The sequence below is a fragment of the Brotaphodocola sp. genome (assembly GCF_983179755.1).
In genome coordinates this window covers 1-24,734 of record NZ_CFAHBC010000026.1, presented here as the reverse complement: position 1 = coordinate 24,734, position 24,734 = coordinate 1, and the positions used below count along the sequence as shown (strand labels likewise).

Genomic DNA, 24,734 nt, shown 5'->3' with positions numbered 1-24,734 from the left:
TCTGTGTGAAAAACTTTGAAGGACGGCAACATCAATCTTGAGATCGAAAAAAGATTGGTTGCCGGTTCCTGTGTATGGATACTGTGTTCATTGTGGACGTTTGGCGTTTGGTATGGTATAATCAGGGGTAAAGCGTATGATATGACTGTTGGAATTCTCAGGAATTCGGCAAGGAGAACAAAAGTATGAAAGAGAATATCGTGGTAAAGGGACAGCTCAAGGGATATCTGTCCTGGCCCATTGTGCTTTCTGTCTTTCTGGTATGCGGGAATATCGCACTGTTTCTGGTAAGCCGTGTGGGCGCACTGGTGATGATTCCATTTACCGTGTGCTACATAGGAACGGCGGTCTGGATTTATGTGTACAGTCACAAGCGAATTCTTGGCGGTCTGGTGGAGTTTTCTTCCGAATATGCGTGGATTCAGAAGCAGTTGCTGACGGATATGGTGATCCCATATGCGCTGGCAGATGAAGATGGACGACTGCTTTGGATGAACCGCTCATTTCAGGAAGCGATACAGACAGAAAAAGGAAACAGAAAAAGCCTTCTTTCCATTTTTCCCAACCTGACTCGGAATGATCTGGTGCCGGATGATGGAATGGTTCTGGTTCATACCTCTTATGGGGACAAGAAATTTCGACTGGATATTCAGCCGATCTATGTGAGCAGTTCCGAGGAGGAGGAAAAGGAAGCACTGGTCAGCAGACAGAAACTGCTTGCGATCTATCTGTTCGATGAGACAGAAATGTTGCGTTGTTTGCAGGAGATCACGGATGAGAAGATGGTTGCCGGACTGATCTACCTCGACAATTACGATGAGGCACTTGAGAGTGTGGAGGAAGTACGTCGTTCTCTGCTGACAGCTCTGATTGACCGAAAGATCAACAAGTACATCAGTGCGATGGACGGTGTGGTAAAGACGCTGGAGAAAGACAAGTATTTCTTTATCATCAAGCAGAAATATGTTCAGCAACTTCAGGAGGAGAGATTCTCGATTCTGGAGGATGTAAAGACCGTCAACATCGGAAATGAGATGGCGGTGACGCTGAGCATTGGCATCGGTATGAATGGAGACACTTACGCGCAGAATTATGATTATGCGCGTGTTGCGATTGATATGGCACTTGGTCGTGGCGGAGATCAGGCAGTTCTGAAAGATGGAAGCCGGATTCAGTATTACGGCGGAAAATCTCAACAGCTTGAGAAGGCGACCCGCGTCAAGGCACGTGTCAAGGCACATGCGATGCGAGAGTTAATGGAGACGAAGGATCGTCTCCTGATTATGGGACATCGGATCGGTGATATTGACTGTTTTGGCTCTTCGATCGGTATTTTCCGAATTGCGACGGCGCTGAATAAGAAGGCGCATATCGTGATCAACGAGGTCACGACCTCGGTAAAACCGATGATGGATCGATTTGTCGACAACCCGGAGTATCCGGATGATATGTTCCTGTCGGGAGCGCAGGCCGCGGAGCTTGTGGATGCCAACACAATGCTTGTCGTTGTGGACGTAAACCGTCCGAGCATCACCGATGCCCCGGAACTGCTCAAGATGGTGAAGACGATCGTTGTTCTCGACCATCACAGACAGAGCAGTGAGATCATCTCAAATGCGGTGCTCTCGTATGTGGAGCCGTATGCATCCTCCGCATGTGAGATGGTTGCAGAGGTGCTTCAGTACATCGCAGACGGAATCAAGATCAAGTCGGCGGAGGCAGATGCGATGTATGCCGGCATTGTCATTGATACGAATAACTTTACCAATCAGACGGGCGTTCGCACGTTTGAGGCAGCCGCTTACTTACGGCGCTGTGGAGCAGATGTGACGCGAGTTCGCAAGCTGTTCCGCGATAATATGGTGGATTACAGAGCAAAGGCGGAGACAATCGCTTCTGCGGAGGTCTACCGGGATGCATTCTCAATTGGAGAATGTCCGGCGGAAGGACTTGAGAGTCCGACTGTTGTCGGTGCCCAGGCAGCAAACGAACTGCTTGAGATCAAGGGCATCAAGGCTTCTGTGGTGCTCACAGAGCTTCACGGAGTCATCTATGTCAGCGCACGCTCGATTGACGAGGTCAACGTGCAGGTGATGATGGAACAGCTGGGAGGCGGAGGTCATCGAACGATTGCAGGCGCTCAGCTGAAAGAAATGACGGTCGAGGAGGCAAAACGCCGTGTCAAGGCGGTCATCGACCAGATGTTAGAGAAGGGAGATATTTCATAATGGAAATCGTATTACTGGAAGACGTAAAAGCACTTGGAAAAAAGGGACAGATTGTAAAGGTAAATGACGGATATGCGCGCAATTTCATCCTGCCGAAGAAGCTCGGTGTTGAGGCGACCGCAAAGAACTTAAACGATCTGAAACTTCAGAAGGCAAATGCAGAGAAGGTTGCAGCAGAACAGCTCGCTGAGGCAAAGGCACTCGCAGAGAAGATCGGAGAGCTTTCCGTAACCCTGAAGATGAAAGCGGGAGAGGGCGGAAGAGCCTTCGGTTCTGTCTCCAGCAAGGAGATTGCAGTCGCAGCAAAGGATCAGCTTGGCTTGGAGATTGACAAGAAGAAGATGGTTCTTCCAGAAGCAATCAAGACCTTTGGTACGCATGAGGTTCCTGTAAAACTGCACAAAGATGTAACTGCAAAGCTGACGGTTAAGGTAACGGAAGCATAAGCATATTAAGGCAATATGCAGAAATGCAGAGTGCCGGGCAGATATGCAGACGGATTTTAGGTGCGAGGAGCGCGTGGGTCCTGTCTGCATAAATGTTTTGGTGCAAAGAGGAATACAGGAGAAACAAATGTATGGATGAACCTTTGATGAAAAGGGTGGCTCCTCACAGCATTGAGGCAGAGCAGTCGGTGATCGGCTCCATGTTGATGGACAGGGAGGCGATCATTGCTGCCTCTGAGATCGTGACGGCTTCTGATTTTTATCAGACGCAGTACGGTATCATGTTTGAGACGATGGTAGAGCTTTTTAATGAGGGCAAGCCGGTCGATCTGATCACGCTTCAGGACCGTTTGAAGGAAAAGGATGTACCTCCGGAAGTCAGCAGTCTTGACTTTGTCCGCGACATCATCACAACAGTGCCGACGTCTGCGAATGTGCGGTCTTACGCCAATATTGTTCGTGAGAAAGCTGTTTTGAGAAAACTGATCCATGTAAATGAGACGATTGCGAATACCTGTTATGCAGGTAAGGAGCCTCTGGATCAGATTCTTGCGACTACGGAGAAGACGATTTTTGATCTGCTTCAGAGCCGTGGAGGTGGAGAGTTTGTGCCGATCCGCCAGGTCGCTCTGAATGTGTTGGAGAAGATTGAGGTCGCCTCTAAGAGTCAGGGAAGTGTAACCGGAATCCCGACCGGATTTATTGATCTGGATTACAAAACTTCCGGTATGCAACCGTCCGACCTTGTATTGATTGCGGCACGTCCGTCTATGGGAAAGACGGCATTTGTGCTGAATCTGGTCGATCATGTGGCGGTGCGCAAAGGTCTGCCGTGCATGGTGTTCAGTCTGGAGATGTCCAAGGAGCAGTTGGTTAACCGTATGCTGGCGATGGAGTCGAATGTTGACGCACAGAAACTTAGAAACGGAAATCTGACGGACTCCGACTGGGATGCGGTTGTCGAGGGAATTGGTGTGATCGGCAATTCCAATCTGATCATTGACGATACTCCGGGTATCTCGATTACGGAACTGCGCTCAAAGTGCAGAAAGATGAAACTTGAGCATGGACTCAGCATGATTATCATCGATTACCTTCAGCTGATGAGCGGAAGCGGAAAATCAAGTGATAACCGTCAGCAGGAAATTTCAGAGATTTCGAGATCGTTGAAGGCGTTAGCGCGTGAGATGAACGCTCCGGTGCTTGCACTGTCTCAGCTTAGCCGTGCCTGTGAGACGAGAACGGATCACCGTCCGATGCTTTCTGACCTTCGAGAATCCGGAGCAATCGAGCAGGATGCCGATGTCGTGATGTTTTTGTATCGTGATGATTATTATAATAAAGACACCGATACACCGAACATTGCGGAAGTCATCATCGCAAAACAGAGAAATGGCCCGATCGGAACCGTCAATCTGCTCTGGCAACCGGAGTTCACAAAGTTTGTCAATCTGGCAAAATAGGTTGGCCGCGCAGAATATGTTTACGAGTCTTTGCGGGCATCGATTTGAAATGAGAAAAATATAGCGGAAAAGACATGGGCAGTCAAATGGGAATGAAAGAGAACATTCCTGTCTGACTGTCCATGTCTTTTTTTATATGATAGGAAATTGCGTCCTATCATATAAAAACGCTCCGCAAGAATCCTCACATGTATTCATAATTCTTCTCAAGGAGTCATATGTTTCTAGTAGTGCAGAAAGGCAGGGATTGTGTATCTGTCTGTATATGCCAGAGTATTTATTTCTGGCAGATCTTTGACATATCCCTGTCAGGGCAAATCTGAAAAATATGAGAGACCATAAGGAGAGAAAGTATGGACGGGACACATTATTCCATATCGGAGGCGGGAAAGCTCGTGGGTGTTGAGTCCCATGTTCTTCGGTACTGGGAGGACGAGCTTCAACTGAAAATACCTCGTAATGGGAAGGACTATCGGTATTATACAGATCTGCATATTCAGCTGTTGAAAAAGGTGAAGGAACTGAAAGAAAAGGGGTATCAGCTCAAGGCGATCGAGCAGGTATTGAAACGTATGCTTGACGGGGAGGAAGACGTCAATCCGGATGAAATTTTGAGACAGAATGCAGTCAATATTTTAAAGGAAGGGAAAACGGGGGAAGTCATGGCAGTGGAAGAGAAGAAGAGTGTCAAAGAGGGTGGGGGAAAGCAGGAGCTTTCTGCTCTGTCTCCGGAAGAGAAGATGCAACGGTTCCAACAGCTTATGAATCATATTATTGGGAATGCAGTCGGACAGGCTGTCAAGGAAAACAGTGAGGCGATCAGCGGGGAAATCAGCCGTCAAGTCAATGACCGGATGGTGCAGGAGCTTGAGTACATGATGAGGATCAGCGATGAGAGGGAAGAGGAGCGCTTTAAGATGCTCGATGAGAGTCTGCGCGCGTACCAGAAAAATGGGAAGAGCAAGGCGGAGGCAGCCGTGACGAGGATGCCGTTTTTCAGAAAGAAAAAATTCGGGAGAAGCGGAAAGAAGATGTGAATAAATTCAAATAAAAAAATCCCCTTTCGCACGACAATACGAAAGGGGATTATGTAGGTTAATTGAAAAATTAGCCCTCGTTGATTGCTCCGGTCGGGCAAACACCTGCGCAAGTTCCGCAAGAAATGCAAGCATCTGCATCGATGTTGTACTGGCTGTCTCCCTGAGAGATAGCGCTTACCGGGCACTCCGGCTCACAAGTTCCGCAACTAACACATGAATCGGTAATAACATATGCCATGATATGAGTCCTCCTTAAATATTCTTATACATTCGTTGTTACTTTATTCTATCCCATTTTTGAAAAATATTCAAGAGGAAAATGTTGCACAAATGGATAAAATCAGATACAATTTTCAGTTAGCTTCAGGTAACTTATGGCAGAACGGGAATAGAGCTTGCTAATTTTGGGAAAAAGTATTATAGTATGAGTACATCCGCGAATTCTATAAGGAGGAAATTGACATGGAGAATAAAGAGACCATTCAGATCAGCAAGGATATGCTGATTGGTGAGCTGATCCAGATGCATGAGCTGATCGCTCCGATGCTGATGCGTGCAGGTATGCATTGCCTTGGATGCCCGTCTTCTCAGATGGAGAGTCTTGAGGAAGCATGCATGGTTCACGGCATTGACTGTGATGATCTGGTTACCGGTATCAATGAGGTACTGGCTACTTTATAAGAAAATTGATAAAGTAAGATTTTCTGAAAAAAGGACACCCGAGTATTTCGGAGGTCCTTTTTGTGTTGTGTACGTCGAAGACGTGACTGTGACTTTTTGCTTTTCCTTTTTTTCTCTTGCAATTGGATGTATTCTCTAACAATTTCTACGGTTGTACCTTCCGTTGTAAGTACGACTGAATGATAGGAATATTATAATGCGATCAAAAATAAAAATCAACGCCGTGTATCCCGCAATTCATCCCACCACCTACACATTTGTTTAGAGGTGGGGGATTTCTTGCTCATAGCGTGTTAAATCAGAGCCATTTTCTCGAGTGCATGTGCACGAACGATGATTTCATAATGCTCCTGATAGTAGGCTTCACTGGCGGATTCCGGTTTCACGCGGGTTCCGTATTCAGATAAGATGTTGCAGATCCGGCTGAATCCAAGTGGATCCATATCCTTACTGCTGAGTACCAGATAATACTGGGAAGTTCCCGGCTTCTTGTACAGGGTGTTGATGCCCTGTGGAATTGAGACGGTTACTCGGGCGGCTTCGGAGACCTGATCAAGGCTGTCGAAACGATAGATGCGGGTCTGAACAGGCAGGGCTTTCTGAATTGCCTGTAAAGCGTTTTTCGTCTCACTCTGAGTAGAATTAAGAGAATTCGGATCAGAATCCTGTGTCGTCGCGATGCCGGAAAGTTCCGGATCGGGCGCTTCGGAAATCGCCTGAAGCTCTTTGTTTAAGTATTCCATCAGATCGTCAGCTCCCTCAAGAAATTCACCGGCGAATCTGGTTGAGGACTCCGGGTCTTCCTCGGAAAGCTGAGAAAACTTGGAAAAACGGGTGTCAAGTTCTTCTGGATCTTCTATCTTGGTAATGACCAGCATAACGCTCTCGCCGGAAAGCGGAATTGCTTCAACCATCAACGGAATATCATCTTCCGCATCAAATCCTACTTCAGTGGAGGCCTTTTGAATCATCTCACGGAATAGACTGCGGGCTTTCTCACTTCCATAAGCCAACTCTCCCAGGTTTAAGTTGCGTGTGCTCAGATCGGTACTGGTCAGGGTGCAACGTATCTGGTTGTCATTAATTCGCTCTATCCTCATAAGATCACTCCTCTCTATAAAAAAGATGCTATTTGCTCAATTTAATTATAGTATATGATACGGGGAAAAATCAATTCCTATGTGTAAATTTTATAAAAAGTTAAGGTTATCGTGTTGCAATACACAGGCAGAAATTTCCTGAAATAAAAATCCACTACAATTCGTGTAACGCATGAACAAACAGTAACTATTTTGTTTCTGTCGAGCTGCGCTCTCTGAGTATGAGATAAATCGTTTGGAAAAGTTCGTTCATATCGATCGGTTTGGCGATGTGCTTGTTCATTCTGGCAGAGAGGGAGATAATGGGGAATAATGGGAAATAATGGGAAATAATGGGAAAGATAATAAGAACGATAATGGGAAGAATAAAAGAAAGAATAATGAAGAATAACAGAAAGGGTAATAGAAAGAATAACAGAAAGAGTAACAGGGCGCCGACGGCTGAAGTAAATCCATAGGGACTCGCTCTCGCTCCGATTCAACGCAGCGGTGCATAGGACTGCAAAATACGCAGTCCAAACACCGGCGTTTCATACGGGTCCCTAATGGATTTCTTACAGCCTTACGGCGCCGTGAGTTTTTTGAGTTTTCAGTTGACAGCGAGTGGGGGAATAGACTATAATCCAACTATCAGAGAAAAATAAGAATTAAGTTTTTCTTTTTCAGAAGAATTCTAAAAAGTCGGTTAGATCTAATTATAAATCACTAAATCATTCAATAAAAAATCAAAGTAAAAAAATAAATAAACGTAGACCCCCAAAGGAGATGAATGAATTTGAAAAAGTTGATCTACTGGATGTTTTGCCCAGAAGTGAAAAACATGTTAGGGCGTAGATTGAGGCGAGGGATTTTGCTGACGGTATTTTTTATTCTATTTGTAGTCCTACCTTTGCCTGTATTTGCGATGCATACAAGAGATGTGCATGATCGAGATCAGGTGAATCAGAAAAGCATTCAGAAAATAATAGTAAGTAATGATAGAGCAGAAGTGATAAATCAATATGCCACTGGATCAAATACAAAAGGAAAAGATGATCAAAAAAAAGAAGAAATAAGATCGGATGAAGATGATGGCAATGGCAGTTTAGGAAATGAAGATAATTGTTCGAATGAGATAATAAAAGCATCAGATAGTGACTGGGATGACAAGGATTTGCAGGAAAAAATAGAGGATAAGAAATTAGAAAACGAGAATCCTCAGGAAAATTTTGAAGATACAGTAACAAACGATCAAGAATCAGAAAATCTATATTTCAACACATCAGAAAATCAAAAAAATTCAGAACAGAAAACAGAATCTATAAGTGAAAATCAAATAAGAGATTTAAAGGATTATGTACTCAGCAGAGGAAGTACAAATGAATTGGCAAATTTTAATGTTTCTCTGTTAGATGCAGGAGGAATAACAATCGAGCCGGATGATAACGGCATCTATCATGTCTATGAGAATGATCTTTATTATCTGAACGTTCATTTTTATGCACCTATGGGAATTCCGGAAAAAGGTATTTATCAATATATTATGCCAGAAGGAATAAAAGCAATTCAAATTTTATCGCAAAATATTCGAGCAAGTGATGGAGCAGAAATTGGAATTTTAGAAATATTGGAATCAGGAAAAATTTTGAGTATCAGTATGAAAGAAAATAAAAAGATTCGATTGAATGTGACATTTTGTTGTACGGTTGACTTTGAAAGAGAGAATCCTGCAATCAAAATTGAATCGCATAAAGATGGAAGTATTGCGAAAACAGGATATTTTAATGGATTAACGGGACAATTTGAGTGGACGATCACAGCCCAGATTCCGGCATATGCTGGTGGAAAGGCGAAGGAGTGGTCTATTAGGGATAGATTTTGGGATGTTAATGGAAATGTTAAAGAATGGTCAGTAGATGAAATACAAAAAATAATAATTATTTATGATAACGAAGAACATTTACTATTCAGTGAAAATGAAGCTAAACAAGGAAATCAAAATTTAGCTTATCGATGGGATAATAGCAAAAGTCCAAGAAGATTATATTTAGTAAACATTACAGAGAAAGATAGTTGCGATGGATTTTGTACACATTGGTATTTTACTAAACCGTCGACAGTAATTATTTATTATTCAAATGAATTAGAGGATGGATTAGATTGGATTAGTAATGACGATGAAGAGTTAAAAGTAAGCAATGATGCGTGGTTAAATACTAAACGAGTAACAACAGAAATAAATCTTTCCCCCATACTCAGTAAATCTCATTCCTCAGATTCATCTAAATACACAATCACATTAAATCCAGATTTTTATGATTTAAGTCGGCAAGAGGTTGTTATTGACGACGTTATGACGGGCAACGCTTATTATGTGACAGGCTCGATGACTGTGTTTGTGACGGACAAAAATGGGGTTACGTTTCCGCTTCAATATGGAACGGATTTTACAGTGGAAAAAGTGGATGGAAGTGCTCAGCACATTCGGATTCATGTTGCGAATCCGGGGGCGTATTGTTATCAGTTCACCTATAAGACAGTAGCCAAAAGTGATGGCGGGGCGGGTGAAGTGAAAAATGAAGCGCAGGTTACTTTGTGGGGGCGGGAGTTTTGTGCAGAGGATTACAGTTTTAGCTCTAGTGCAGAGGAATATTTTGTGCGAATGAAAAAGAGTGAGGAAGATAGTGGTAGGGCGGTCCCTGGTGCTCTTTATGGACTTTATTCGTCTACGGGAGAGTTGATGGTGCAAGGAGTTACGGATGCGCTGGGAGAGTGTCTGTTTCGTGGAGATCCGGTGAACGGTTTTCTCTTGGATCGAGATTGTCTGTATTATCTGCAAGAGATAGAAGCTCCGGATGGGTATGAAAAAAATGAAACGAGAACATGGTTCTATTTTGCAGAATCGGATTATGAACAGTCGATTCGTCCGCTGTTGGAAGAGGCACGTTTTACAGGAGTCTATGGTGCAGAGGATGAAGAGGCGATAGAGATTGAAGAGGGACAGGATGAAAGTCTTTCGAGTTGGATTCTGGTGACGGACCGGAGAATAAAGACATATACACTTCCTCAGACCGGCGGAGTCGGGACGGATGAATATATAACAGTTGCTTTTCTGATATTTGCAGGAATGGGAAGTGTATTTGATATTGTTTTCAGTGTTTCGAAACCAATCGGACAGGTGAAGGAGACTGGAAAAAAGAAGAAAGTAGAGGAGGATCAAAGATGAACCAAAACGTTAGGGAGAGTTCTGTGTGGTACAAGTGGGGATGTAGGATGATGGCATGGATTTCAATGGTGATTTGTATTGGAATCATGATGATGGGAATCACGGCGTTGGCGGGAACGATGCATACGATTACTGCGCCGGACAATGGACATGAGTATGAAGTCTATCAGATTTTCACGGGCGATGAGACCGAAGGGATTTTATCGAATGTAAAGTGGGGAGAAAATGGAAGTGGAGAGTGTGGAGCCGGAGTTCCGGATTCTATTTTGAAGGAGATTGAGGAGGCAAGTGGAACAGATGCAGAGAAACTCGCGGTGATTAAAAAGTATGCCAGAATCAAGAAAGAAGAGGCATTTAAGATGATCTCGGAAGAAAGGGTTTTAAGTGTTCCGTCTGGATATTATCTGATGAAGGATAAGGATGGTTCTCAGGCGGGAAAGAATGATGCGTATACAACTTGGCTCGTGAAGGTTGTGGGTGATGTGAAGATGGCTCCGAAAGCGGACAAGCCTTCTTCAGAAAAGAAAGTGAAGGATCGAAATGACACGCTGGGAGAAGAATCTGGATGGCAGGATTCCGCAGATTATGATGTGGAAGATCTGGTTCCGTTTCAGCTGACCGGAAAAGTAGCGTCAAATTATGATTCTTATTTGAGCTATCGTTTTGTTTTTCATGATCAGCAGTCAGAGGGGCTTGATTTTCAGGTGGATACAGTGCGGGTGTTTGTGGACGAAAAGGAGATTACACAGGGATTTTCTGTGCAGACGTCGACAGAGGATGGGGATGCGTTTGAGGTAGTGTTTGAAAACATGAAGACAATCCCGGAAGTAAAAGCGGGAAGCACGGTGACGGTTGAATATAAATCACGGTTGACGGATCAGGCAGTTTTAGGAGCAGAGGGAAATCCCAATACGATGTATCTGGAATACTCAAACAATCCGAATCAGGGACAGGAGGGAGAGACTGGAAAGACACCGGAGGATACGGTAATTGTTTTTACCTACAAGATTGTTGTAAAGAAGTTGGATGAGACAGGAAAAGCGTTGGAAGGTGCGGAATTTATTCTGGAAAAACAGTTGCCAGATCGTGATGAGGGAGATGAAAACTGGCAGTCATTTGTGGCGGAAAAGAATACAACGGGAACCGTTTTTACATTTCGGGGATTAGATGACGGTGCATATCGATTGACAGAGTCGATCACACCGGCAGGATACAATACGGTTCCGGCTCTCTATTTTACGATTACAGCAGATCACCAGATTCTGTCAGATTCGCCGATTTTGGAAAATTTGAATGGAGAGACGGCGACAGGAGAGATCACATTTGTCATTGACAAGGAGGAAGGATTTCTCGAGACAACGGTTGTCAACAAACATGGAGTGTCACTTCCGGAGACAGGTGGACGCGGAACTTTTCTGTTTTATGCAGTTGGTGGTGTTTTGATCTTTGCATCGATGGGAGCAGGAATGATGTATCTGATGAAAAATTCGTCGAGAGGAGGGGAGGATGACGAGCATAAAGAGACGATGGATTAGAAGATTTCTGAAGTTTGTGCCTGTGATGCTGTTTGTTGTTGGAGTGTCGCTGATGCTTTATCCATATGTCAGCGATTGTTGGAATCGGTGGCATCAGTCGCGTGCGATTGCGGGATATGCAGATGCTGTTTCGCAGGAAAAGCGAGAAGATCTTGAGAACATGTGGAAGCAGGCAAGGATTTACAATATGGAGTTAAAGAGAAAGAAGAATCGTTATTATCTGAGTGAGGAGGATCAGATTCGCTATCACCAGCTCCTAAATCTGACTGGAAATGGAATCATGGGCTATATTGAGATCCCCTCGATTCGGTGTTCGCTTCCGATTTATCATGGGACGGATGAGGCGGTTCTTCAGGTTGCGACGGGTCATATCGAGGGAAGTTCTCTTCCTGTGGGAGGAGCCGGGAGTCACTGTGTGATTTCCGGTCACAGGGGGCTTCCGTCGGCAAGACTGTTTTCAGGTCTTGATCAGCTAAAAATCGGCGATTTTTTTAATCTGCGGGTGCTCAATCGGACGTTGCAGTATCAGATCGATGAGATCAATATCGTGCTTCCGGATGACATTGGAAAATTGGAGATTGACCCCGAAAAGGATTTTTGCACGCTTGTTACCTGTACCCCTTATGGGGTGAATTCTCATCGGATTCTGGTTCGGGGAAGTCGTGTGGAAAAACAAAACGGAGATAGAGATTAAGAAAAAACAGCAATAGAGAGAAAAAACAGAGAAAGAAAAAAACAAGAAAACGTAGAAAAGAAGGTCATAAAAAGAAAAAGATGGGGAGATACAATGCGAAGGATCATGACACTTATCGCAGGTGGAGTGTGCGTAGGGATTTTGTGTGTGATGATATTTTTTCATATGCAGGGAATTCAGGTGTTGGCGATGACGGAGAATCTTTCAGAAAGTCCCATAGAGGGAAAGAAGATCGGATCTGTGATCTTGGAATATGGACGGGAAAAGCCGATTCAGCATGCAGGTTTTTCAATCTTTCAGGTATCAGAGAAAATTCAGGTATCAGAGAAAATTCAGGTGGCGGAGAAAACGGAAAATGGAAGTTACCGGAAAACAGGAGACTTTGAAACGTGTCCGGTTCAGATTGAACTTGAGGATGTTTCGCGGTGGAGGGAGACCGCGGAAACATTGGAGATTTATGTGCTGAGGGATCGGTTGACTCCGCTGAGAAAAGGGGAGACAGATCTGAATGGGCGATTGAAATTTGAAAATCTGGGAGCAGGAGTTTATCTGATTGTTGGAGAGAAAAAGATAGAGGGGAAAAAGACCTATATTCCGGAGCCGATTTTACTTGTCCTGGCAAGAGAAGGCAAATTACCGGAAAATAAGGAATCGGAGAAGGTTGCATCAGGAAACGAAAAGTCGGAGAACGGAAAATCAGAGAATATGGATGAAGGAGGAGCTTATCAGGTGACGGTGCATCCGAAGTACCGGGAAGAAGAGAAAGCGCGGTCTTCAAATCGGGATCATGATGATGCTTCGGAAACCATTCGAGTAAGGGCAATAAAAGTCTGGGAGGAGGAGAAGACAAGGGCTTACCCGGAGATCAGGCAACAGGATATTCAGGCGCATCCGACACAGGTAACGGTACAGCTTTTGAGGGATGGTGTATTCATGGAAAATGCCGTGTTGTCGGAGGACAATCAATGGAGCTGTATGTGGGAAAATCTGGATGCAGACAGGGTTTGGAAGGTGGCAGAGGAAGTTCCGGAAGGATATGTCGTCTCGATTCGTCAGGAGGGAGAGACATTTCTGCTGACAAATCGGAAGGAGAATAGATATTTGCCTGGGGAGTCTGAAACTTCGGTGGAGGAACCGGATCTGCCGGATGCCGAAAAACTTCCGCAAACAGGAAGCTCGTGGTATCTGGTCTTGATTTTGGGAGCGATCGGAATTTTGCTTGTGAGATGTTGTGGAAAGATTGAAAAAAGAAGAAAGGCGGATGACGGAAAAAAAGAGAGAAAAAGAGAGAAAACAGAAGAGAAGGCGGGGGAGAAAAAATGGCGAAGCATTTGGGTGTGGATGCTAAGAATTTTTGGGACATGCTGTATGATTTTGGCTGGGATTTTTGCGGGAAAGAATAGTTCTGATGAGATTCGGGCGTATAATCATGTCAAGGAGAGTCAACGAAAACTGGAGGTGGAAGAACAAGCAAAGAAAAAGCAGGAACAACCACTCTATCTGCTTGACCCGGCTCGGGTGATGCCGGAGAAAGTGGTGGATGGGAAAGCCTATATTGGGGTATTGGAGATTCCTTCTCTTGGGCGTGAACTTCCCGTGATGAGTGAGTGGACGGATGAGAGACTAAAGCAGGCTCCGTGCCGATATGCGGGTTCGGCGTATCTGCAAAATCTGGTGATTGCCGGTCATAATTATCGCGCGCATTTTTCTGGAATCGGAAATCTGAAAAAAGGAGATTCGGTGATTTTTACAGATATGGACGGAAATCGATTTTTCTATGAGGTGACAGAAATTGAAATTTTAAATGCAGAAGAGACGGAGAGAATGACAGAGAGCTGGTGGGCGTTGACTCTGTTTACCTGTACTGTCGGAGGTGGACGGCGCATTGCCGTGCGCTGTGACGCGTTGGTGCAGGATGAGTAGAATTCAGAAGGGGAGAGACAAGCCCCTTCTGAGTTATATGATTTCTTGAAGCGCGGAGAGATCCACGATGCGGATCTGTCGTTTTTCGAGGGAGATCATTCCTTCCGCCTGCATGTTTGAGAGCTCCCTTGAGAGGGAGGGGCGGGCAACGCCGAGGTAATCTGCCATCTTTTCCCGGTTCATTGAGAACGTGTAGTCGGGATCAGAATGTGTATGTTGAAGAAGCATCCGGGCGATTTTCTGGCGAAGCGAAGCTCCGGAGATGATGCGGATTTTCTGGTTCAGATAGTATGCTTTTCCGGCGAAGACGGGGAGAAGATTTGCAATCAGCCGGTAGCTGAAGGAATTCTGGTTTACGGCATCCACATCAAAGAATGCCTTTGGAATCAGGAGAACGTCAGCAGTCGAATCTGCCAGAGCGAAGTAGTCGTATTCTTTTTTGTTTAGGAAGAGAAAAACCTCCCCGAACATTTCTCCGTGCTCCTGAAATGTCGCAACGATGTTACGTTTTCCTCCGAGGGAGTCATTGCCGATAACGATCGAGCCGGAGAGCAGAACCATCATGTAGCGGGGCAGTTCTCCCTGATGAAAGAGATAGGTGTCCTTCGGGTAGGAGACAATGCGCGCCTGACTGACGAGAAGACATTCCTCAATCTCTGCCTCTGACATTCCCGCAAAGAGGGGACACTGATTCAGATTAAATTTCATAACGGAACCTCCTTTCGCTCACGGAATCGTGGATTTTCAGTACGCTCTGTATTTAAGTCAATGCTCGTAGAGAATTACTGCGCGTTATACTCTAAGTTACACGAGATTTTGCACAAGATCAAGGTTGAGGGAGAGTCCCTGGCGGAGTTGCTGGCGGGCATTTCCCATCATTGCATCGAGTTCTTCTAAGCGCTTCAGGAGTTCCTTTTCCTCTGAAGTTGTGGTGAGAACTTTGTGGATTCCGCCGTTCTGGATTACGATTCGTCGGTCTGCCATCAGTGCAAGCAGAGGATCGTGAGTCGCCATCAAAACGATTTTGTCCTGAGAGACGAGGACATCTAGCGCCTTCTTGCGGTCGATTCCGGCATTCTCGATCTCGTCGATCAGGACGATCGGGGAAGCACTTAAAATTGCCGTGTCTGCAATCATCAGGGCGCGGGACTGACCACCACTCAAGGCGGTGACAGGGGTGTCCGCAGTGAAGGACTCACCGGCGAGCTGATTGGCAGATTCGAGGATCTGTTCTGCAATTTCTCTGCTGTTCTCGATCATTCGGCTCTGTGCGTGAAGCTCGAGAAATTCGCCGGCTTTTAAATCCATGACAAAGTTCATGTTCTGGGAGAGCTGGGCGACGAGTTTGTTGTTTGCAGAGTAGCGCCATTTCGGATCAGGACGTTCACCATTGATTCGGATACTGCGTCTGGTCGGGGTGTCGTTCTGGGCAGCCCACTCGATATCTGCGAGCAGACGACTTTTTCCAGAACCGGTCGGTCCGACAATCGAGATGATCTGCCCCGGAAGAATCGTGAGTTCGTCAAACCCCTCTGGCACATGGCTCTTGTCCGTTCCCGGAAGAATCGTGAGGGAGCGAACCTGGTTGTCCGTCTGAATTCCGAGAAATTCAGCCATCTGATGAATATATATATCGAACTGTTCCGGGAGTTCGGCGCAGTCGAGTGCTTTCTCCTCGATCTCATCCTGGTCAAGTTGTGCAAGATATTCCGGAAAAGTCAGGGATTCTGAGCCTTTCGTATCAAGTCGGTTTTGAAGAAAGAACTCTTCTGTAAACGGGTATTTCTCGAGTAGTTCTGCGATCGTGAAACGACTGATCAGACTTGTCTGTTTGTGCATGATTCGTTCTCCTTCCAATCCATTTTTCGACTGTTGCCAAGCTGGAATTTTTCACCGATTCTTCGTTCGCCGAGACAGTAGGAACACATCGCAGACGGCATTGAGAAACGCAGCTTCATGCCCTGAACGCTCTCAACGTTCTGTTCCTTGTTGTAGAGCAGAGTGCTGAGCTCGTGTGCACCCTGTCCACTCAGACCATTGACATGGATGACCATTGCACGCGGATTGACGGCACTGACACGGGCGGAGAAGACCTCTCGCTCTGCCTGGGAGACGATGTCGCCCTTGGTGATGACGACGATGTCAGCCGACTTGAGGAGCGGTCCGATCTTTTTCGGCGTGTTGATTCCCGAGAGGTTGTCGATGACGCAGACTCCGGTGATTTCCTCAAGATAAGGGGAGCAACGATTGCAAAGCCCTGCGGATTCGGTGATAAGAAGATCAAGTCCCTCGCGGTTTCCCCAGTTTACGACATCCTCAATGTTTGAGGCAAAGAAGTGGTCGGGGCAGAGACCGCCGGAGAGTCCTTTTTTGACGGGGATTCCTGCTTTCTCGTACAGGATGTCATCATCAGTGAACAGACAGTCAAATTTTACAACGCCGACCTTCTTTCCATCTGCCTGAAAGGAGGCGATCGTCTTTAAGATTACTGAGGTCTTGCCGGATGAGGGCGGACCAGAAAAAATAATCAGATTCATTTCGTTTCCTCCGATGCTTCAAAAAACATGCGCTCTGTCTCTTTTAAGAGAGAGCCGATATCGTGTGAGTAGATGAAATCCCAGCCCGGCCACAGGAAGGTCTCTTCTGGCGAGAGTCCATTGTCAATATCCGGGTGTGCGGATGGGAATTTTCCGCCGGCACAGAAGACTTCGCCCATCTCTTTGGAGGCGAGATAGGAGATAAATTCCTGAGACCTCTCAGAAGAGGAGGCCTTGCTCAGCAGGAAAATCGGGCTTAAAATCGCACCATCTGACGGCCATACAGGAGTCAGAGTGTTGTTTTCGCGGTTCATCAGCGTGAAAAAATACGGCATGACGGTGACTGCCGGGGAGGAGGCTTTCTTTGCCTTTGTTCCGGTCTTGACCATCTCTGCGGGATGCATTGCACTCATCAGATTGCGACCGAGGGCGCGAACTCCGTCCTCCCCGTAATGGCTGTAAATGCCGAGCAGGAGTGCGTTGAAGAGATCAAGATCCCGAACCGGCATTGAGATCGAATTCTCAAATTCCGGGGAGAGCAGATCACTCCAGCTTTGTGGAAACTCGCGTCCATCGAGGACGGATTCATTTACCATAAAGACAGCAGGAACGCCTGCAAGGATGGTGTACTGATGTTTCGGATCTTTCAGTTGAAGATGTTCATTGTCAAAGCAGGAGTTGAGCTTTTCCATTCCGGTTAAGTCGGCGAAGACACCGGCGTCGGAATAGTGTCCGAGGAGACTGCGGTCAAAGAAGAGACCGAATCCGGCCGACAGATAAATATCTGCGAGATCATCGGCGCTCTTGCTGTTTTTTACCTGTTCCTCGATATGATCAAGTCCCATGCTTGCAGCCTGAAGATCACAGCTGACATCCGCGTGGTGTTCTTCAATCCAGTTGTTGAGCTTTTCCATCAGCTGAATGCGGATCGGGCAGGGAAGCACACCGGTCACGCGGAGAGCATCTGGATTTTCGCGGGTGCGACGGATTACGTCGACGAGCGTCTGCTCTGTTTTTTCTACATCGAGATGGCGGGTCTTTAAAGCCATTTCAAGGGAGACAGAGCGTCCCATCAGCTTTCGCAGGGCATCGTTTTTGAGAGATTCGTAGCCCATCTCCACGAGCGGTTCAATCAACTCCGGGTACTGTTCGGTTATATTGTAAACTTTATCGGTAAGAGAAAAATATGGATTCAAATCAGTTTCCTCCTTATGCTTGTCTGTACTTGACTTAGTTTGCTTTTTAACTATTTTTACTATACGCATTCTAACAGAAAAAGTCCAGAGAGTATGTAACAAATGTTACGAAAACGGATTATGGAGAAATGTTCCTGTATATGGGCAGAAATGTTCTGGATTGGCAATTTTACAGGATGTCATATTTATAGGATGCCATACTTACAGAATGCTGTAATAGTAACCATTTTTTTGAAATACAATAAGAATTTTGAGGAAAAGATAAAATTGCTATTTTTGATTACTTATGTTATAGTGAAAATCAGAGAAAGCAATACACGGAAAGGAAAAAAAGACAATGAGAGACACAACTCTGGTTATTATGGCAGCCGGAATCGGAAGCAGATTCGGCGGTGGAATCAAACAGCTCGCACCGGTAGGACCGAACGGAGAAATCATCATGGACTACTCCATCCATGACGCTTTAGAGGCTGGATTCAATAAGATCGTTTTCATTATCCGCAAGGATTTGGAGAAGGATTTCAAGGAGATCATCGGAAATCGTATTGAGAAAGTGGCAAAAGTAGAGTATGCATTCCAGGAGCTTGATGAGCTTCCGGAGGGATATTCCGTACCGGCAGGTCGCACAAAGCCGTGGGGAACCGGTCAGGCAGTGCTTTGCGCAAAGGATCTTGTAAATGAGCCGTTCCTTGTAATCAATGCAGATGATTACTACGGCAAAGAGGGATTCAAGAAGATCCATGATTACATGGTAAATGAGATGGACCCGGATGCAGATCCGTATGATATGTGCATGGGTGGATTCATTCTGGAGAACACACTGAGCGATAACGGAACCGTAACCCGTGGTGTCTGCGAGGTAAATCCGGATGGAACTCTGAAGGACGTAACAGAGACCTTCGAGATTCAGTGGAAGGATGGCGTGCTTGGTGCAGTTGACGGCAAGGGCAATGCAGTTACCGTAGATCCTCATCAGCATGTATCCATGAATATGTGGGGACTTCCGCCAAAGTTTTTCGATGAGCTTGAGACCGGTTTCCCGAAGTTCCTCGACAACATTGAGGAGGGCAACCTCAAGGCTGAGTATCTGCTTCCGACGATCATTGACCAGATGATTAAGAGCGGACGTGGTTCTGTAAAGGTTCTTGAGACCCGCGACAAGTGGTTTGGTGTGACTTATCAGGCAGATAAGCAGACTGTGGTGGATTCGATCCGCAAGCTGATTGCAGACGGTGTTTACAAGGAGCATCTGTATGACTAAATTGATTTCCTGGAATGTCAACGGAATCCGTGCCTGCGTGGGCAAGGGGTTTTTAGACTTTTTTCAGGAGGCGGATGCAGATATTTTCTGCCTTCAGGAGACGAAACTTCAGGAGGGACAGATTGATCTTGAACTGCCGGGGTATCATCAGTACTGGAACTATGCCAAGAAAAAGGGATATTCCGGAACGGCGATGTTTACCCGAACAGAACCGATTTCTGTGACCTATGGAATCGGGATCGAGAAGTATGACGGAGAGGGACGCGTCATCACAGCGGAATTTCCGGAGTACTATGTTGTAACCTGTTACACGCCGAATTCTCAGAGTGAGCTTGCCCGGTTGGACTATCGAATGGGATGGGAGGACGCATGGCTTTCGTGGCTGAAAAAGCTCGAGGAGAAGAAGCCGGTGATTTTCTGTGGCGATCTGAACGTGGCACACAAGGAGATTGATCTGAAAAATCCGAAGACGAATCGAAAGAATGCCGGATTTACCGACGAGGAGCGCGAGAAATTTTCCCGTCTTCTCGATGCAGGATTTATCGACACATACCGCTATTTCTATCCGGATCAGGAGGGCGTGTATTCCTGGTGGTCTTATCGTTTCAAGGCGAGAGAAAAGAATGCAGGGTGGAGAATCGACTATTTCTGTGTTTCAGAGTCTTTAAAAGACCATCTTGAGAGCGCATCGATTCACACAGAGGTGTTGGGATCAGATCACTGTCCGGTGGAATTGAATCTGAAAGAATAGCAATTTTGGCATAAAAAAGATAAGTTCTGCATAAAAAGAACAATGTTGCTGGATGTTGCTAGAAAACGGAGAGTTCAAAGGGGCCGTCATAAAACAGCAAAAACAGTGTGATCTGTGTGCCGTTTTGTGACTGCCCTTTTTTTCTATGAAATATTGAAATCGTGGACTGCCATGTTTGCTGACGTAGAAGACAGAGAAAACAGAGAAAACAGAGAAGATAAAAACTTTACATGTGGTAATTCATAATCATAAAAGAAGGGGGGGGAGCTGGAGATGCATTCATTTAAGATTGACAACAGTGTGAGGGGAGACGCAGTGCTGGGACTTACGAAGGTAGACGGAGGCATTCGTGTGGCAGTGGTAGCCGATGCGAAGGAGTGTGCCCTGCTCTTGTATCTGTCGGGATCTCATTCACGGCAGAGAGAGGAGAAGAAAGAGACGGCGCGGATTGCATTTCTGGAAGAGGGAAAGATAGGCAATGTCTGGACGATGACCGTTCTAGGGGAAGATTTGGATCGCTATGACTATGCATTTGAGGCAGATGGAGTTCGTTTTGAAGATCCTCACGGGCGCTCGTTTGAGGGACATGAGCGCTGGGGAAAGAAAGAGCTGGGAAATATTCTGCTGAAAACACCGGTATCTCAGCCGGAGTTTGACTGGGAGGATGATGAGCGTCAGGGGATTTCCTACGAGGATGTGATTGTGTATCGGCTTCATGTGCGCGGTTTCACCCGCCATGCCTCATCTGGTGTGGAGAACAGAGGAACCTTTGCCGGAATTGTGGAAAAGATTCCTTATCTCAAGGAACTTGGAGTGACAACGGTCGAACTCATGCCAGCAACCGAGTTTAATGAGGTGATGATGCGCCCGAGGCAGATCCAGCATCGCTATCAGGAGCGATCGAAAGAAATGAAAACGGGCTTGTCATCATCCTTGGAAATGGAGTCTTCGGAGACTGCGTCCTCGGAAACCACATCGAGGAAAACGGATCTGAATTCGAGCACATCTGTCATGGAGGCGGATGGTCGCTTAAATTACTGGGGATATGGACCGTCGTTTCTGTTTGCACCGAAGGCATCCTATGCGGGAAAAGGAAAAAATCCGGTCACGGAATTCAAGAACCTTGTAAAAACCCTGCACCGGGAAGGACTCGGAATCGTGGTAGAACTTTTCTTTACCGGAGAGGAGACGCCTGCCGATGTCGTGGAAGTGGCGAGATTCTGGGTGAGGGAATTCCATGTCGATGGACTCCACATCAGCGGGACAGCCCCGATCGCGCTTCTCGCCTCCGATCCTTATCTCTCTGACACGATGATCTGGGCGACGAGCTGGGATGGAATTGAGATTGCGGGAAGCGGGCAGAAGAAAAATGCGAAGACCGATCCGTTCCAGAGAAGACTCGCAGAGAGCCAGATTTTCAAGAAGCAGTTTGCACAGACCCGACAGGTAAGCCGTGGCAAGGTGCAGGAAGCGGAAAACGGCAAAGCTGCAAGCGCGGATAAAGCAAACAGTGCGGAAAAAGCGAAAGATGCCGGAAAAGAGAATGGCTCTGAAAAAAATGCAGAAATGATGGGATTAGCGGTGGAGCCAAAGAGACGGACGAGAGTTCTTGGCGAGTACAACGATGGCTTTCTCGTTGATATGAGACGCGTCCTCAAGGGCGATGAGGGGCAGATGGGTGCGCTGGCATTTCGCAGCCGCAGAAATCCCGATACCTTCGGTGTGTTGAACTACATGGCATCTAACAATGGATTTACGATGGCAGATATGGTTTCTTACGACCAGAAACACAATGAGGCGAACGGGGAGGAGAATCGCGACGGAACGGATTACAACTGTTCGTGGAACTGTGGTGCAGAGGGTTCGGTTCGTAGAAAGAAGATCCGTCAGCTTCGCAAAAAACAGCTCAGGAATGCGGTTCTGCTTCTGATGCTGAGTCAGGGAACTCCGCTTCTGCTTGCCGGGGATGAATTTGGCAATTCGCAGGACGGAAACAACAACGCTTACTGTCAGGACAATGAGATCTCATGGCTGAACTGGAATAACCAGAAGACGAACGCGGATCAGCTCGAATTTGTAAAGCATGCGATCGCATTCCGAAAAGAGCATCCGGTGTTTCATCAGCCGACAGAGCCGAAACTCATGGATTCGCTTGCCTGCGGTCAGCCGGATGTCTCCTATCATGGAATCAGTGCGTGGAAGCCGGAATTTGACAATTTCCGCAGACAGTTTGGAATTCTCTACTGTGGGGACTATGCGAGAAAGGCGGACGGGACACCGGACGATACGTTCTTCGTCATCTACAATATGCACTGGGAACCGCATGAATTTGCGCTTCCAACGCTGTCAGCAGGAAAAAAATGGCAGGTAGTATTTCAGACCGCAGATGAGGCTCAGAATGGCTTCTATGAGGCCGGAAAAGAGCCGGAACTCAAGTCTCAGAAAAAGTTTATGGCGCCCTCGCGAAGCATTGCTGTGTTTATCGGAAAAACCGTGGAAAAACCTTGACAAAGCAAGGTAAAACAGATATAAATGGAAGAGTACATTTTTTAATACAAGATAGTAACCTGAAACGGTACTATGGACCATTCTAGGAGGAAATGATAATGAACAAGACAGAATTAGTTGCAGCAGTAGCAGAGCAGGCAGGTCTTTCCAAGAAAGACGCAGAGGCAGCAGTAAAGGCATTTACTGATGTTGTTTCTGATGCACTGAAGAAGGGAGATAAGATCCAGCTGGTTGGTTTTGGTACTTTTGAGGTATCTGAGAGAGCAGCAAGAGAGGGCAGAAACCCGAAGACTGGCGAGAGCATGAAGATCGAGGCTTGCAAGACCCCGAAGTTCAAAGCTGGTAAGGCTCTGAAGGATCTGGTAAACGCATAAGTTTATAACGAACGAAAATATATAAAATCTCTGCTTATTTCCTGGTAACGGTACAGCTCCTGTGAACTTGCAAAGTGACTTTTGATATAGTTACTTCGTTTCGCAGTGAAAAGTCTGAGATTTTAATAAAACGCGTAAAATAATTCCCTCTATGTGCGACTTGCATGGTATGTGCGACTGCATGATAGGGGGAATTTTGTTTTACAGATTAGAGAAATAAGGAGGAACGATATGCGATTAGATAAATATCTGAAAGTTTCCCGTATCATCAAGAGAAGAACCGTGGCAAACGAGGCGTGCGACAGCGGGCGTGTGATGCTCAACGACAAGGTTGCAAGAGCCAGCGCAGAGGTGAAAGCCGGGGACGTGATTGAGATTGCGTTCGGCAACAAGTCGGTCAAGGTGCGCGTGACGAGCGTGCAGGAGTCGATTCGCAAGGAGGATGCGAAAGAGATGTTCGAGTATCTATAAAATTGTCCTTCCAGAAAAACTTGCTGTTTTAAAGATTTGTGTTATAGTAAGAGGGAAGTGTAACGGTTTCGCAGACCTTTGCAGAAATTGCAAAGACTGCGGATCGTTATAAACCGTTGCGGATGAACGTTATTCTTGGGAAAACGTATCACGGTCAGTCGGGATGAGAAATCGCTTCTGCGATTTCTAAATTCGTATTACTTGGATGAATCAATCAGAGAATTTCAGATTTGGATCATGATTCAGAGACAGGCATGGATGTATAGACCTCTTGAGGCTGTAACAGGATGTGCGGATGGATCTGAGCGAGAGTGTTTCAAAACAGGGAAAAAGTTTTCATGAAAAATCTGTGTGTAATCCAGGTAAGTGATTTCTGTATGTCAGGTATCTGTATGCAGAATTCTGTCTGAAACTGTGTGATCTTTATTTTCATTAATTTCTAAAAAAATGAAATTTGTATTCTTGAGAGTCGTTTGTTTCGTATGTGTATCCCCGAAAAAATAAATATTCTGAAAAGCAGGGGAACGCCCCGCAGATTTGTGGTGCGCCGTTTTATCAGAGCAAAAGGAGAACAAAATGAAAGCAGTCACAAAAAACACAATTACTCTTGAACAATCCCGTTCCCGGACATCCTTTATGGTGAAGCTGGCGATGATGGTTGCCATCATCTTTGTCATGGCATTTTCACCGCTCGGTTACCTTAGAACCCCGGGACTTACGATTACATTTCTGACTGTGCCGGTTGCAGTCGGAGCGATCATTCTCGGACCGGCCGCCGGTGCTGTCTGCGGTTGTGCTTTCGGTATGACGAGCATGATCATGGCACTGACCGGTGGTTCCGCATTCAGTGCAGCCCTTCTTCAGATTAACCCGTTTGGACTTTTATTTACTCTGCTTGTACCGCGTATTCTGGAAGGCTGGCTCTGCGGTCTGATCTTCCAGGTGGTAAAAAAAGTATCGAAGAATGGTGCCTTTGTTGTGGCAAGCCTGTCCTGCCCGCTTCTCAATACTCTGCTCTTTATGAGCTCTCTGGTTGTATTCTTCTACAATACCGACTACATCCAGAATATTGCATCCGGTCTTGGAGCAGGCAATCCGTTCATCTTTGTTACTCTGTTTGTAGGTCTTCAGGGTGCGATTGAGGCAGTTGTCTGCACTCTGCTTGGAAGTGCCGTATCGAGAGCACTGGCAGTTGCACTGAGAAAGTAAAAAATGAAAGGAGCGTGCCCGAACCTGTATGGTTCAGATAGGGCATGCTCCTTTTTCTGAGTGCGCCCGGCGGCGCACGTTTCTAACCGGTGCAAGTCCGGAATCCGCCCGG

Annotated in this window: 21 protein-coding genes; 15 read left to right on the top strand and 6 right to left on the bottom strand. The window is 46.1% G+C overall.

Translation table 11 applies throughout. The annotated features are described in order from the left end of the window. The first annotated feature begins 185 nt into the window (after positions 1-185). From AC4EVX_RS09845 to AC4EVX_RS09830, 4 genes are all read left to right on the top strand, one after another. A complete protein-coding gene (locus AC4EVX_RS09845; RefSeq protein WP_177978394.1) occupies positions 186-2,228 on the top strand; it encodes a DHH family phosphoesterase in 2,043 nt (680 codons plus the stop codon). Beyond that, a complete protein-coding gene (gene rplI, locus AC4EVX_RS09840) occupies positions 2,228-2,674 on the top strand; it encodes a 50S ribosomal protein L9 (protein ID WP_177978395.1) in 447 nt (148 codons plus the stop codon). Before AC4EVX_RS09845 ends, rplI begins: the two co-directional genes overlap by 1 nt. Before the next feature lie 131 nt (positions 2,675-2,805). Beyond that, on the top strand, positions 2,806-4,137 hold the full coding sequence (gene dnaB / locus AC4EVX_RS09835; RefSeq protein WP_177978396.1) for a replicative DNA helicase: 1,332 nt from the start codon (positions 2,806-2,808) through the stop codon (positions 4,135-4,137). A gap of 353 nt (positions 4,138-4,490) precedes the next feature. Next, on the top strand, positions 4,491-5,174 hold the full coding sequence (locus AC4EVX_RS09830) for a MerR family transcriptional regulator (RefSeq protein ID WP_177978397.1): 684 nt from the start codon (positions 4,491-4,493) through the stop codon (positions 5,172-5,174). Between the two features lie 70 nt (positions 5,175-5,244). Here the strand turns inward: AC4EVX_RS09830 and fdxA are convergent, their stop codons facing one another. Beyond that, positions 5,245-5,415, bottom strand: coding sequence for a 4Fe-4S ferredoxin (fdxA, locus tag AC4EVX_RS09825; protein ID WP_177978398.1), 171 nt, complete (start codon positions 5,413-5,415; stop codon positions 5,245-5,247). 242 nt (positions 5,416-5,657) lie between these two features. Between fdxA and AC4EVX_RS09820 the strand changes: the two genes are divergently transcribed. Beyond that, on the top strand, positions 5,658-5,858 hold the full coding sequence (locus AC4EVX_RS09820) for a DUF1858 domain-containing protein (RefSeq protein WP_177978429.1): 201 nt from the start codon (positions 5,658-5,660) through the stop codon (positions 5,856-5,858). 293 nt (positions 5,859-6,151) lie between these two features. Here AC4EVX_RS09820 and AC4EVX_RS09815 read toward each other — a convergent pair whose 3' ends face one another. Further along, positions 6,152-6,958: an adaptor protein MecA gene (locus tag AC4EVX_RS09815; protein WP_177978399.1), complete on the bottom strand. Its 807-nt coding sequence runs from the start codon at positions 6,956-6,958 to the stop codon at positions 6,152-6,154. Positions 6,959-7,733: 775 nt separating this feature from the next. Between AC4EVX_RS09815 and AC4EVX_RS09810 the strand changes: the two genes are divergently transcribed. The 4 genes from AC4EVX_RS09810 (at position 7,734) to AC4EVX_RS09795 (ending at position 14,315) form a co-directional block, all read left to right on the top strand. Then, positions 7,734-10,163 (top strand): prealbumin-like fold domain-containing protein, encoded by a 2,430-nt coding sequence (locus AC4EVX_RS09810; protein WP_490160113.1) that lies wholly within the window; start codon positions 7,734-7,736, stop codon positions 10,161-10,163. Then, positions 10,160-11,698 carry an isopeptide-forming domain-containing fimbrial protein gene (locus AC4EVX_RS09805; protein ID WP_177978401.1) on the top strand — a complete coding sequence of 513 codons (1,539 nt, stop codon included), beginning with the start codon at positions 10,160-10,162 and terminating at the stop codon, positions 11,696-11,698. The genes AC4EVX_RS09810 and AC4EVX_RS09805 overlap by 4 nt, the downstream gene beginning before the upstream one ends. Further along, the gene (locus tag AC4EVX_RS09800; protein ID WP_490160112.1) at positions 11,670-12,392 is read left to right on the top strand and encodes a class C sortase; all 723 of its coding nucleotides are present in this window, start codon (positions 11,670-11,672) and stop codon (positions 12,390-12,392) included. The genes AC4EVX_RS09805 and AC4EVX_RS09800 overlap by 29 nt, the downstream gene beginning before the upstream one ends. Positions 12,393-12,542: 150 nt before the next feature. Further along, positions 12,543-14,315 (top strand): sortase, encoded by a 1,773-nt coding sequence (locus AC4EVX_RS09795; protein ID WP_490160111.1) that lies wholly within the window; start codon positions 12,543-12,545, stop codon positions 14,313-14,315. Between the two features lie 33 nt (positions 14,316-14,348). Here AC4EVX_RS09795 and AC4EVX_RS09790 read toward each other — a convergent pair whose 3' ends face one another. The 4 genes from AC4EVX_RS09790 to AC4EVX_RS09775 all read right to left on the bottom strand — a co-directional run bounded on the left by AC4EVX_RS09790 (position 14,349) and on the right by AC4EVX_RS09775 (position 18,048). After that, complete coding sequence (locus tag AC4EVX_RS09790) at positions 14,349-15,023, bottom strand: Crp/Fnr family transcriptional regulator (protein WP_490160110.1); 675 nt, start codon at positions 15,021-15,023, stop codon at positions 14,349-14,351. A gap of 96 nt (positions 15,024-15,119) precedes the next feature. Beyond that, a complete protein-coding gene (locus AC4EVX_RS09785; protein ID WP_308450281.1) occupies positions 15,120-16,154 on the bottom strand; it encodes an ATP-binding cassette domain-containing protein in 1,035 nt (344 codons plus the stop codon). After that, on the bottom strand, positions 16,133-16,852 hold the full coding sequence (locus AC4EVX_RS09780; RefSeq protein WP_490160109.1) for a GTP-binding protein: 720 nt from the start codon (positions 16,850-16,852) through the stop codon (positions 16,133-16,135). Before AC4EVX_RS09780 ends, AC4EVX_RS09785 begins: the two co-directional genes overlap by 22 nt. Next, a complete protein-coding gene (locus tag AC4EVX_RS09775; protein ID WP_490160108.1) occupies positions 16,849-18,048 on the bottom strand; it encodes an ABC transporter substrate-binding protein in 1,200 nt (399 codons plus the stop codon). Before AC4EVX_RS09775 ends, AC4EVX_RS09780 begins: the two co-directional genes overlap by 4 nt. 337 nt (positions 18,049-18,385) lie before the next feature. Here AC4EVX_RS09775 and AC4EVX_RS09770 point away from each other — a divergent pair, with 337 nt between their 5' ends. From AC4EVX_RS09770 to AC4EVX_RS09745, 6 genes are all read left to right on the top strand, one after another. Then, entirely contained in the window at positions 18,386-19,309 is a 924-nt protein-coding gene (locus tag AC4EVX_RS09770; RefSeq protein ID WP_177978407.1) for a nucleotidyltransferase family protein, read from the top strand. After that, positions 19,302-20,060 carry an exodeoxyribonuclease III gene (locus tag AC4EVX_RS09765; protein WP_490160107.1) on the top strand — a complete coding sequence of 253 codons (759 nt, stop codon included), beginning with the start codon at positions 19,302-19,304 and terminating at the stop codon, positions 20,058-20,060. Before AC4EVX_RS09770 ends, AC4EVX_RS09765 begins: the two co-directional genes overlap by 8 nt. A gap of 273 nt (positions 20,061-20,333) precedes the next feature. Then, positions 20,334-22,568: an alpha-amylase gene (locus AC4EVX_RS09760; protein ID WP_490160106.1), complete on the top strand. Its 2,235-nt coding sequence runs from the start codon at positions 20,334-20,336 to the stop codon at positions 22,566-22,568. Between the two features lie 98 nt (positions 22,569-22,666). Further along, a complete protein-coding gene (locus AC4EVX_RS09755) occupies positions 22,667-22,942 on the top strand; it encodes an HU family DNA-binding protein (protein ID WP_177978410.1) in 276 nt (91 codons plus the stop codon). 231 nt (positions 22,943-23,173) lie between these two features. Then, positions 23,174-23,413, top strand: a complete 240-nt coding sequence (locus tag AC4EVX_RS09750) for an RNA-binding S4 domain-containing protein (protein WP_177978411.1) — start codon at positions 23,174-23,176, stop codon at positions 23,411-23,413. A gap of 576 nt (positions 23,414-23,989) precedes the next feature. Next, positions 23,990-24,622: an ECF transporter S component gene (locus AC4EVX_RS09745; RefSeq protein ID WP_177978412.1), complete on the top strand. Its 633-nt coding sequence runs from the start codon at positions 23,990-23,992 to the stop codon at positions 24,620-24,622. The last annotated feature ends 112 nt before the right edge of the window (positions 24,623-24,734 follow it).